Source organism: Prevotella sp. LMAG:51, from assembly GCF_008680225.1.
In the GTDB taxonomy this organism is placed as follows: Bacteria; Bacteroidota; Bacteroidia; order Bacteroidales; family Bacteroidaceae; genus Prevotella; species Prevotella pectinovora.
This window is the reverse complement of the sequence record NZ_NALQ01000004.1, coordinates 83,290-95,949: the sequence shown is the minus strand read 5'-3', so window position 1 is coordinate 95,949 and position 12,660 is coordinate 83,290. Positions and strand designations below refer to the sequence as shown.

At 50.1% G+C, this 12,660-nt stretch carries 5 protein-coding genes; all 5 read left to right on the top strand.

The features are described from left to right. The first annotated feature begins 7 nt into the window (after positions 1–7). Positions 8–1,291, top strand: coding sequence for an N-acetylmuramoyl-L-alanine amidase family protein (locus CCC32_RS01575; protein WP_287071795.1), 1,284 nt, complete (start codon positions 8–10; stop codon positions 1,289–1,291). Positions 1,292–1,395: 104 nt separating this feature from the next. After that, the gene (locus CCC32_RS01570) at positions 1,396–2,298 is read left to right on the top strand and encodes an MlaD family protein (RefSeq protein WP_044065085.1); all 903 of its coding nucleotides are present in this window, start codon (positions 1,396–1,398) and stop codon (positions 2,296–2,298) included. A gap of 363 nt (positions 2,299–2,661) precedes the next feature. Beyond that, positions 2,662–4,074 carry a chromosomal replication initiator protein DnaA gene (dnaA, locus tag CCC32_RS01565; protein ID WP_042518432.1) on the top strand — a complete coding sequence of 471 codons (1,413 nt, stop codon included), beginning with the start codon at positions 2,662–2,664 and terminating at the stop codon, positions 4,072–4,074. Positions 4,075–5,615: 1,541 nt separating this feature from the next. Continuing rightward, on the top strand, positions 5,616–6,578 hold the full coding sequence (locus CCC32_RS01560; RefSeq protein ID WP_287071789.1) for a transporter: 963 nt from the start codon (positions 5,616–5,618) through the stop codon (positions 6,576–6,578). 411 nt (positions 6,579–6,989) lie between these two features. Beyond that, positions 6,990–12,644: an alpha-2-macroglobulin family protein gene (locus CCC32_RS01555; protein ID WP_287071786.1), complete on the top strand. Its 5,655-nt coding sequence runs from the start codon at positions 6,990–6,992 to the stop codon at positions 12,642–12,644. Positions 12,645–12,660 lie beyond the last annotated feature (16 nt).

Sequence of the window (12,660 nt, the reverse complement as noted above, 5' to 3'; positions counted from 1 at the left end):
AAAACTTATGACTAAATTTGCAGAAGTGAAGAAATACAGCTGTTATACATTGATACGTGCGCTGCTGGTGGCGGCGTTCATGATTCTTGTGGTGGCAGACGTCGCCGCAAGACAGTTCACGCTCGTCATCGACGCCGGACATGGAGGACATGATGCCGGGGCAAAGGGCAGTTTCTCATACGAGAAGAACATCAACCTGAAGATGGCGCTCGCCTTCGGGCGCTATGTGGAGAATAACTGTCCCGACGTGACAGTGATATACACCAGAAAGACCGACGTCTTCGTGCCGCTCCACAAGCGAGCCGACATCGCCAACAAGAACCGCGCCGACGTGTTCATCTCCATCCATACCAACGCACTGCCCGGAGGCAGGATAGCCCGCGGAATGGAGACCTACACGATGGGAATGCGGCGGTCTAACGAGAAACTCAGTGCGGCGCAGCGCGAGAACGCTGTCATCACCTATGAGAGCGACTACAAGGAACGGTATGAGGGCTACGACCCCAACTCTCCTGAGAGCGCCATCATGTTTGAGTTCATCCACGACAAGAATATGGCGAAAAGCGTGGAACTCGCCAAACACGTGCAGAAAAGCGTGTGCTCCACGGCAAACCGTCCCGACAAAGGAGTGAAGCAGGACGTGTTCCTCGTTTTGAGAGAGACATCCATGCCGGCATGTCTGATAGAGCTGGGCTTCATCACCACTCCCGACGAGGAGCGGCTGCTCAACGATGATGCCAGCATCGACAATATCGCCAGAGGCATATACAGTGCCTTTGCGAAATACAAGAATGACAACTATTCCGGCGTCAACGTGCCATTGGTGGCGCCAAACGAGTCAGACAAGGTGAGCCTGCCGACGCTCATTCCGCAGGACGATACGGACAAACAGAAGAACCGCAATGCCGCAAGAAATTCTGAAACAACGGCAAGCAAACCTCAGTCAGCCCCCAGCCAACCGAGAAGGGCGGCAGCGAAAACCGTCAATGCCCCTGCCGGAACGTCAAAGGCAGACGATGACGACGCTCCCGTTTTCAAAGTGCAGATAATGGCAAACGCCACGAAGGAGGCAAAGAACAGTCCGCGCTTCAAGGGATACGACGGAATAGACATGTATGAGGAAGGCGGAATGTACAAATACACCATCGGCGCCTCTACCAACTACAATGCCATCAACCGTCTGAGAGCTTCGCTCGCCACAGAATTCCCGGGATGCTTCATCGTGGCATTCAGAAACGGCAGCAAGATGAACATCACCGAGGCGATACGCATCTTCAAGCAGCGGCGCTGACATGATAACGCTGCCAGCGGAAGGCGGTTTTGCCGATGGGAGCAGGAGTGGTGCAAGTGATATCATACATATATATAATATATAACAAACAGAAAAGACCCTATATGAAGTATTTTACCAAAGAAGTGAAAATCGCCATTGTGGCAATCGTAGGTCTCGTAGTGCTCTTTCTCGGAATGAACTTCCTGAAGGGACTCGACCTCTTCTCGTCCGAAAGCAAATACTACATATCCTTCAAGGACATCAGCGGACTGAGTTCCTCATGCCCCATCTATGCCGACGGCTATCAGGTGGGTGTGGTGAGAAACATCCAATACGACTATGGCCAGACAAAGGATATCATCGTTGAGGCAAGCATCAACAAAGACATGCGCATACCTAAAGGCAGCAGCGCAGAAATAGTTAGCGACCTCATGGGCAACGTGAAGGTGAACCTGCTCCTTGCCAACAATATGCGTGAGCGCATCAACCCGGGAGAGACCATCGTGGGAGGCATCAACGACGGTGCGATGGGACAGATGAAAGACCTCATACCTATCGTGCAGAAGATGCTGCCGAAGCTCGACTCCATACTCTGCAGCGTGAACACGCTGCTGCAGGATCCTGCCATCGCCAACTCGCTTCATAATGTGGAGACCGTCACCGGCAACCTCACCACATCTACAAGGCAGCTCAACACGCTTCTCGGAACGCTCAACAGACGAGTGCCGGGACTTCTCGCCAAGGCAGACAACGTGATGGACAACACGGAGGTGATAACAGGCAAGCTCGCCAAGGTAGACGTAGACGGCACGATGCAGAAGGTGAACACCACGCTGCAGAACGTGCAGGAGTTCACCCATCAGCTCAACAACAACCAGGGCTCCCTCGGACTCCTAATGCGAGATCCTAACCTCTACTACGACCTGAACGCCACAGTGAAGTCGGCAGATTCCCTGCTCATCGACCTCAAGGCGCATCCGAAACGCTACGTACACTTCTCCATCTTCGGAAAGAAGGATAAATGATAAATAGCGGAAAAGTAGACAGAAAGGATAACCATAATCTCCCCCGCGGGGGATAACGAGAGGAGGCTGGTTTCCGATCCATGATTCATTGTCGCTATGAGATGAAATCATGAGGAAGCCAGCCTCCTTCCTGTTCCAGCAGGTCGCGGCGCGTTTCCTCTCCGTTTTCTAAATTCCACTATAAAAGCACGTTACAAATTTGTTGCAAAATAAAGTCTACACCCATTTGTGTAATCCGATTTTTTTTGCGAAATTTGCACACGCTTTTCGGGATATTACCCTATGGAGATATGGCGAAAAGCTGAAAAACAAGTAATTAAAGACAAGTCTAGCGACAATTCTTTTTTATCAGAAAGTATATATATGGCCGATACTCCCAATGCTCTATGGGACAAGAGTCTCTTGCTCATTAAAGAGAATGTCTCACCGCAGCAGTTCAATACATGGTTCAAGCCAATAGTGTTCGAGGCTTACAAGAAGGAGACGAACACTCTGTTGGTGCAGGTTCCGAGTCCATTCGTTTACGAATACTTGGAAGAGAACTTCATTGATCTGTTGGGAAAGGTGCTTACACGCACTTTCGGCAAAGATGTCAAGCTTTCGTATCGCGTCGTTACCGACAAGACGAACAATCTTGCACAGATACTCACTTCCGACCCTCCAGCCGGAATAAACGACCAGAAGCCGAAGCAGACACGCAACAACCAGTCGCCGACACCGCTCGACGCTGCCAAGCCACAGCAGATAGCATCGCAGCTCAACACCCACCTCACCTTCAGCAACTATATCGAAGGAGCGAGCAACAAGCTGCCGAGATCCGTGGGACAGTCTATTGCCGAGCATCCTAATACCACACAGTTCAACCCGATGTTCATCTACGGACCGTCGGGATGCGGCAAGACACACCTCATCAACGCCATCGGAGTGCGCACCAAGCAGCTCTATCCGCAGAAGAGAGTACTGTATATCAGTGCGAGACTCTTCCAGGTGCAGTACACCAATGCCGTGAGAAACAATACCGTGAACGACTTCATCAACTTCTATCAGACCATCGACATGCTGATAGTGGACGACATACAGGAGTGGGTATCGGCACAGAAGACACAGGAGACATTCTTCCATATCTTCAACCATCTCTTCATGAACGGCAAACGCATCATACTGGCGAGCGACCGTCCGCCGGTAGACCTGCAGGGAATGAGCGACCGACTGCTCACCCGATTCAGCTGCGGACTCATCGCCGAGCTGGAGAAGCCGAACGTGGAACTATGTATGGATATCCTGCAGAACAAGATAAAGCGCGACGGACTGCACATCCCGGAGACCGTGGTGCGCTTCATTGCAGAAACGGCAAACGGCAGCGTCAGAGACCTTGAGGGAGTGATAAACTCGCTGATGGCATACTCCGTAGTGTACAACTGCAATATCGACATGCGGTTGGCAGAGCGGGTGATAAAGCGTGCTGTCAAGATCGACGACAACCCGTTGACCATCGACGATATCCTTGACTCCGTGTGCAACCACTTCTCCGTCACCGTGGCAGCCGTCAACGGCAGAAGCCGCAAGCGTGAATATGTGGAAGCGCGTCAGGTGTCGATGTATCTCGCACAGAAATACACCAAGATGCCGGCATCGAGAATCGGTAAGCTTCTCGGCGGCAGAGACCACTCTACGGTGATTCACAGCTGCACCAAGGTTAACCAGCGCATGACCACCGACAAACTCTTCATGGACGAGATTACGAGCATTGAGAACTCATTCAAGCTGAAGAGGTAAAATAAAACATCATTGTTGCGTACTACCTTTCTCAAGCGAAAAGGTAAATCGTGTGCTGGCAGTCATCCGTCAGGACAAGGCGACAATGCGGGTAAAGGCAATAATCTATAATCCTTTTTCATTTCGTGAAAAGGATGAGGACATAGGCAATCATAAATAAGAAAGTAACTGGGGAAGTGTGTCAAGAGGCGCATTTCTCCTTTTTTTATTTCGTTTTTCTTTGTAACATCCGTTGTCACATTCCCATTGAATGCCATGTGATAATTAGTAAAATTACAAATATGTTACATAAATCCGCTTGTTTTTTACCTTTTTTGTTACATATTTAATAATAAAAGCTTTTGGGATTGGAAATAAATACTTAATTTTGCAGCAGTAAAATGAAAAGTGCGACTAAATGTCGTTTATCCCCATCGACTAAAGCCATCACCTGCGGTGCTGAAAGGCGCCATCGCTAATTAGATTTAAGAATATGTAAGTTGGCAGGCGATTCGCAAAATGAATCCATAGGGTCACTCGCTGAGAGTCTGGCTCCCCCAAAAGTATGCCAATAGGCAATATGTAAGCTTAAAGATGAAAAGCAGCTGGAAAATGGCTGAAGCCACTAAAGAAGTATAAATGTGTCGTAAATTAAAAAAGAAATCAGTTATGAAAACTTCTGACAAGACTTCAATGGCAATCAACGGTTATGCCAATTCCGGTAACATAGTTCGTTATGTGTGGCCATACGCCGCATTGCTGATTATCTGCTTAGTGCTGGTGGTCTTCTTTTGACGTATCCGGCGGCAAGGCTCCATACCACTGCATATTCTCATGGCTGTCTTATCTTTGGATAAGTGGCGGAAAAGCCGTTCGTTCGATCATAGTCTGACTATGGATAAAGAAAAGTCGGACTGATGCATGGAGACGGGACAATTAAAAAAGATTATAGAGAGAACTGTTCACAAATATTGGACAGGAACTATTGAAGATAGAAATTTTGATTGTTGATTATATGAATTTGATGTTTAGTATTTGTACCATTAAGTAAGAAAAAGAGCATTTTTTTGTAGATTAATTTTTTTATATTGTAGATTAGATTCAACAGTCGGGGTTGTCGTGAGACACCTCCGATTTTTGTTTGTCCTGTCCTTCGTCGTTTCGCTTCATTCTCACACCGTGTTTCGTGAGATACTTACGCTATTATTCTTAGTATACATCCTCCTGACTGTCGTCCTCGTTTTCCGTACAAAAAATACCATTTTGGGGCACGCTGCTTGCCCAACATGGGCAAGGTGCTTTCTCAACAGGGGCAAGCTGCTTGCCCCACTTGGGCACGATTCCTGCTATATTTTTCTTACAAATTCCGGAGGATGTGATATGTCCAAATCCCGTCTGATTTCCAGATTGAATATATATTTCTTGCCACTTGGTGACGGTGAAAACTCATTCAAATCGAACCTGATTATTATTTTACCGTCACTTATTCATCCACTTGGTTTTTATTTAGTACTTTTGCACTCGGTTATTTGATCATTACGTTTAGAAAATCAAGGATTGAAATGAACAAGGTCTTGTCATTTGTGAAGAAGTGGACCCTCCTGTGTGCCATGCTGGTTGGCAGCGTGTTGTATCTGTTGTTCAGCGATGTTCCGCTGCTGCAGCCGATGGGCGATGTCATGGGGCCGGCGTTGGTGGAAATGGTGCCATACGTCATTTTTGCCCTATTGTATGTCACATTCTGCAAAATAGACATATCCAACCTGCGACCACGCGCATGGCATTTCTGGTTGCAGTTTATTCGCACAACCATTTCCGCCTTCTTTGTCCTCCTTATGATGTATTTCGCAGAAGGCGATGTGAAACTCGTTCTTGAAGGATGTTTCATCTGCTTCATCTGTCCTACGGCAGCCTCAGCAGCCGTAGTGACAGAGAAATTAGGCGGCAGCATAGCCTCGCTCACGGTATATACGCTGATAGCCAATATCGTCACCAGCATCATCATCCCCCTGTTTTTCCCGATGGTGGAGAAGAGTGCCGACATCACCTTCCTCTTCGCCTTTGGCATGATAATGCGCAGGGTGGTAACGGTGTTGCTCCTGCCCCTCTGTCTTGCCCTGCTCACGAGGCGCTATCTGCCTAAAGTGGCAGGAGCCATAAAGCGGCGCAAGAATTTGGCTTTCTATATGTGGGCGTTCAATCTGAGCATCGTCACAGGTATGACCGTACACAATATCGTCGACGCCGAAGTGGGAGGCATCACCCTGTTGCTCCTTCTCATCCTGCCTCTGTTTGTATGTCTCGTGCAGTTTGCCATCGGCAAGTGGGTGGGCGGCTTCTTCGGCGACAGAGTAAGCGCCGGACAGGCTTTGGGTCAGAAGAACACCATCGTTGGCATCTGGCTCACCGTGACCTTCCTGAATCCCGTGGCTGCCGTAGCGCCCGGAGCCTATGTGTTGTGGCAGAATCTCGTGAATTCATGGCAACTCTGGTGTAAGGAGAAATACGGCTATCTCAAGTGGTGATGCGTCAGTGGAATAACCGTTTTTCGTGGCGTTTGTCATAAGGTTTGGCCTTCATCCATGCAATATTCTTTGGGACGGTAGATTTTATTATCAGACAGGCAGATGAGTCCGTTGGTAATCATGGCCAGAGATTAGTTTTGGCGTGACGCTCTAGTAATGGTGAAAGAATAACTTGGTCAAATTTTGACCTGTATTTTTGTCGGTTTTGGAGTTTGGAAGAGGGAGCATAGCGGGCTATGTGACCGATGACAAATTTCAAAAACGGCAAAAAGACAGAGCATAAGAATAGAAATCCTTATTTCCTCAAAATTGGTCAAGCTATTTTTTTACCATTACCTAAAACTCCTGAAAAATTTGCTCTTGTCAAAAACAAATCGTAACTTTACAACCTCAAACTAAAAATTGAATGATATGAAGAAGGCCATTGTTTCATTCGTTTTGTCTTTGATGTTCCCGTTGGTACTTTTCGCCGACGGCTACACCTCATTGTGGAAACAATACAATGAGGCCGAGACCAAGGATTTGCCAAAGACGCAGATCAAGATTCTGAACAAGATAATCGCCCAGGCAAAAGCCGGCAAGAGCTATGGCAACCTGCTGAAAGCGGAGTTTGATAAAGTAGCGACTGCATCGGGCATTTCAGATGAATTGTTCCAGTCAGAACTGTCCGCCTTGAAGAAGGCTGCGGGCGAAGCCTCAGCAGTAGACCCCGCCTTGGCTGCGGTATACAACTGTGCCCTTGGCTGCAGCTATTCTCTTGTTGCTAAAAGTCACTACAAATCTGACAGCAAGAAACTCAGTCGCGAGTATTTCGACAAGGCACTTGCCGATCCCGAAATGCTTGCATCAAAGAAGGCGCTCGATTATGCACCGTTTGTGAGTGAAGGCGTCGACAGCGAGATATTCGGAAACGACCTGCTCAGTCTGGTAGGTTATTACTCAGAGCGTTACGCCCTTCTCAATGACTATTATAACAAGGCGGGCAACCGCAGGGCTTCGCTCGTCACAGCTCTTTGGATGCTCGAAAAGAGAGTCAAGGCCAATCCCGTGAAAAAGGTCATCAAGGGTAATACCTATCTGGCAAGCCTCGACTCCCTGGTGGCTCTCTATGGCGACCTGAAGGAATGTGGCGAGGTGGCTATCGCAAAATACGATTACATGGCAGACTGTCAGGATGTAACACCGAAACAGGAAGTGGATTATATCATGTTTGCCAAGCAGAAATGGGCAGCTTGGAAAGGTATAAACCGGTTTGAGCGATACTATGCGGAGATGGTGCGGCCGGGATTCGAAATGAATGTAGGAAACACCTATCTGCCGAACCGTGAAGACACCCTGAGCATCGAGGCACGCAATCTGAAACATCTAACAGTCAGCATTTACCGACTGGATACCAAGTCGTATCTCGACGACAGGACAAACAATTTCAACATAGACAAGGCAAAGAAACTCATCATCGAGAAGTCGAAGGTGGTGATTGACCTGCCGGTGGTTTACGAAAACGAATACGACATCAACAAACTCTATGCGAAGCTGCCGAAGATGCAGCCGGGAATGTATTATGTGGTGGTTGAGGCAGACAACAAGAAGCTGAAACCGATAAATGCCGTTTTCACTGTCTCCGATGTATTTGTTGGTAGTCTGCCATTGCCGGGCGACAAGGTGAGATACGCCATCATGAGCGCCACTACCGGACAGCCGCTTGCCGGCGCAAAACTGCAGTTGTGGCGCGACAACAAGGTGATTTCAACGCTGACCGCTGATGAGAAAGGCGAAGTGGTGACGAACAGCCAGGAGCCATACTATGATTGCGTAAGAGCCTATACCGATACCGACAACTATATGATGGGCGAACGCGAGTGGAACAGGTTCAACTATTATGGCGACAAGATCCATCGCAGCGTGGTGTCACTCTTCACCGACCGTTCCATCTATCGTCCGGGACAGACAGTGCATGTGTCTGCCGTGGCATACAAGCAGGAAGGACTGCATTCATCAAAGGTGACGACCGGAGCAGAACTCAAATTCACCCTCAGTGATGCCAACAACAAGGTGCTGGCAGAGAAGAAGGCGACAACCGACGACTATGGCACGGCATCAGTAGACTTCAATCTGCCCGGCGGCAATGTCTTGAGCGGCAGGTTCTCGGTTAGATGCATGGGCAACGGCACGGGATATGCGGCATTCCGGGTGGAAGAATACAAGCGGCCAACCTTTGATGTGAAGTTCGACGAGGTGACCGACGAATACCACGATGGCGACACCCTTGTGGTGGGCGGTACGGCGATGACATTCAGCGGTGTGCCGGTGCCTGGTGCAAAGGTGGCATACGACGTGCAGCGCAGATGCTCCAGCTGGTTCAGGTATTACTATGGGGCGAACAACGATGCCCAGCAGATGCTGACCGACACCGTAATGACCGACTCAAAGGGTAGGTTTGAGGTGCGCATCCCGGTGGTATTGCCAGCCGACTATCAGGCAGACAACGAAGGCTACGATGTGAAGACGCCTGGCAGATTCGTATGGCAGACACGCTATCGCTTCACTGCCACAGCCACAGTGACCGACAACGGAGGCGAGAGCCATTCAGCCGAGACGAGCATCGTGTTGGGATCGAGAGCCACCGAACTGAAATTGGATTTGCCGGAGAAGGTGATTAAAGACAGTGTGGCGACAGTTGTCTTCAACCGCTACAATGCTTCTGCAAAACAGATTGACGGAAAGGTGACATACTGGTTCGACTCACAGACAAAGAAATATACGGCGAAAGCCAATGAAAACATTAAGATAGACTGGCGGAAAACCAGTGGCATACTCTCCGGCAGACACCAGCTGTGGGCAACATGCGGCAACGACACCGTGATGCGTGAGTTCGTGCTCTTCGGCATAGACGACAAGCGTCCGGCAGCCGATACGCCAGACTGGGCATACATATCAAGCAAGGAGTTCCCGAGAGATGGCAAACCGGTTTATGTGCAGGTGGGCACGTCGTGCGACAACACCCTCGTGCGCTATTCCATCATCTCCAACGACAAAGAACTGGAGAGCGGAACCTTCAGTCTGAGCAATGCCGTCAAGACCATCTCGCTTACCTATAAGGAAGAATATGGCGAGGCGGTGCTCCTCAACTATCTGTGGGTGAAGGATGGCAAGGCATACAGCCATAAGTTCACCATCACAAGACCGCTGGAGGACAAGAGGCTCGACCTGAAATGGGTGACCTTCCGCGACAGACTCACACCGGGACAGAAAGAGAAATGGACGCTCAACATCTCGCGTCCGAAAGTGAACGACGTGATAAACAAGCGCAACGCCAGCACTGACGGTCAGAACAACGGTCAGCTTCTGGCTCTGATGTATGACAAGTCGCTCGAACAGATAGTGAAGACCAGCTTCAACTTTAGTCTCAACCTGTCGCAGAACAGTCCCTACACCAGATGGAGAATGTTGCCGGAGATAACAGAAAACGGATTGTCTTCATGGCAGACGATGCCTGTGATGAATGGAAAATCGTTTGATCTCAATACATTGGACAATTCTGTTTCCATACTGAGCTGGATGCTGATGCTTAATGACAGAAGTGATGACAGGGTTTCACTTCCACGCAGAGTCATGGGAAGTGCAAAGAATTCCGTTTCTATCCGAGGCGAAGCAGTAGAAGAAACTGCTACTGTATTGAAGTCAAAAGAAGAAAAGGCGAAAACCTTTGACTTTGCTCCGCTTGGTAACGATGCCTCCGACAGAGGCTCGGCTGGCGTGGAGAATGCCGACGGTGAAGAGAGAGCCTCTGCTGCCGTGCCGCAGATTCGCGAGAACCTCAACGAGACAGCCTTCTTCTATCCTGCCCTCTATGCCGACAAGGACGGCAATGTGGATATAGTGTTCACGTTGCCGGAGAGCGTCACCACATGGAACTTCCGCGGCTTTGCCCACGACAAGGAGATGAACTTCGGAATGATAGAGAGCGAGGCAGTGGCGAGCAAGAAGGTGATGGTGATGCCTAATGTGCCGCGCTTCGTGAGAGAGGGCGACAAGGCTACGATGGCAGCCCGTGTGGCAAATGCCACCGACAAGCCGGTTGCAGCCCTCGTAAGAATGCAGCTCCTCGACCCGGAGACGGAAAGAGTGGTATGCGAGAAGAAGCAGAACGTGACCATCAACGCCAATGCCACTGCAAACGTGGACTTCAGTTTCGAAGCTCAGGGCGACACTCCGCTCCTCGTATGCCGCATCACGGCAGAGGGAAAAGGCTTCAGCGACGGTGAGCAGCATTATCTGCCGGTGTTGCCGAGCAGAGAGAGAGTGATGAATACCGTGCCGTTCACCTTCACCGGCAGCGGCGAGAAGACAGTGGCCATGACTGACCTCTTCCCGAAGGGGGTAGAGGACAAGAAACTCACCGTGGAATATACCGCCAACCCGTCATGGCTCATGATACAGACGCTGCCGTATATCTCGACAGTGGACTACAAGAACGCCATATCCCTTTCAACGGCTTATTATGCCAACGCCCTCGGACGATATATCATGAACCAGTCGCCGGTGATAAAGCAGGTGGTAAACATCTGGAAACAGGAGCCGGCAGGCAGCGACAACAGCCTGATGAGTGCTCTGCAGCGCAACCAGGAACTGAAGACCCTCGTGCTCGACGAGACGCCATGGGTGATGGATGCCGACAACGAGGCTGACCAGAAGAGGATGCTCACCACATTCTTCGACGAGTCGGCGATGGACTACCGGCTGGCTTCGCAGCTCAAAGACCTGAAAGACCTCCAGAATAGCGACGGCTCATGGAGCTGGTGGCGAGGAATGAGAGGTTCGGCAAGCATAACGGCACAGGTGTTGCAGACCCTCGCCCGTCTCAATGTGATGGCAGGCTATCAGAAAGCCACGGCCAAGATGATAGAGAATGGAATGGACTATCTCAGAACAGTCGTGATGAAGGAGTTTGAGGAAATGAAACGTATGGAAAAGAAGGGACAGAAACCGATGATCTGCGACTACCATGCCATACAGTATCTATATATAAACACACTGCTCGGCAAGAATCCTTTCTATGACTCCGATTATGTGGAGCTGAAGAACTATCTCCTCAAATATCTTGAGGCTGATCGCCACCGCGACATCTATTCAAAGGCGCTCATGGCTGTGGTGCTCAATGGAGACGGCAAGGCTAAGAAGGCAAAGGAGTATGTGGAGAGCATACGCCAGTATACGGTGACGAAGCCGGGCATGGGAACATATTTCGACACATGGCATGCCGGATACTCGTGGTTCGACTATCGCATTCCTACCCAGACTGCTGCGATAGAGGCTCTGAAGGCTGTAGACCCTGCCGACACGGAGACCATAAACCAGATGCGCCTATGGCTCCTGCAGAGCAAGCGCACACAGGCTTGGGACACACCGATAAATACTGTAAACGCCGTGTATGCCTTCCTCGACGGCAACTATAAAAAGCTGTCTTCTGACAAGGAGGAATCCATGACGCTTGCCGTAGACGGCAAGAACAAGTCGCTGCCTAAGGCTTCTGCCGGACTGGGATATACCAAGGTGGTATACGACATCGACAAGCAGATCTCTCTCACGCTGACCAAGACCGGTGAGGGAACATCATGGGGAGCTGCCTATGCACAGTTCACGCAGGCGGCTGCCGACATCGCCGACAGCAAGTCGGGCATCAAGGTGGTTCGCCAGGTGATGGTTCCGGAAAACGGCAAGGCTGCCAAGGGTGGCGCTCTCAATGTGGGCGACCGCATCGCTGTGCGCATCACCATCACCGCCGACCGCGACTACGACTTCGTGCAGGTAGTAGACAAGCGTGCGGCATGTATGGAGCCAGTGGCGCAGACCAGCGGATACGGATGGGGATACTACTGCACACCGAAGGACAACGCCACCCATTACTACTTCGACCGTCTCTCGAAAGGCGAGCACGTGGTGGAGACGGAGTACTATATCGACCGTGCAGGAAACTACACCGCCGGAACATGTACCGTGCAGTGTGCCTACTCTCCTGAATTCTCCGGCAGGGCCGGCGGCATGGAGCTGAAGATTGTGAAATGATAGTATCGGCACGATA

Excerpts from the sequence above, each read along its gene's own strand:
- CCC32_RS01575 (WP_287071795.1), top strand. The coding sequence starts at position 8 with ATGACTAAATTTGCAGAAGTGAAGAAATACAGCTGTTATACATTGATA.
- dnaA (WP_042518432.1), top strand. The coding sequence starts at position 2,662 with ATGGCCGATACTCCCAATGCTCTATGGGACAAGAGTCTCTTGCTCATT.
- CCC32_RS01560 (WP_287071789.1), top strand. The coding sequence starts at position 5,616 with ATGAACAAGGTCTTGTCATTTGTGAAGAAGTGGACCCTCCTGTGTGCC.
- CCC32_RS01555 (WP_287071786.1), top strand. The coding sequence starts at position 6,990 with ATGAAGAAGGCCATTGTTTCATTCGTTTTGTCTTTGATGTTCCCGTTG.
- CCC32_RS01570 (WP_044065085.1), top strand. The coding sequence starts at position 1,396 with ATGAAGTATTTTACCAAAGAAGTGAAAATCGCCATTGTGGCAATCGTA.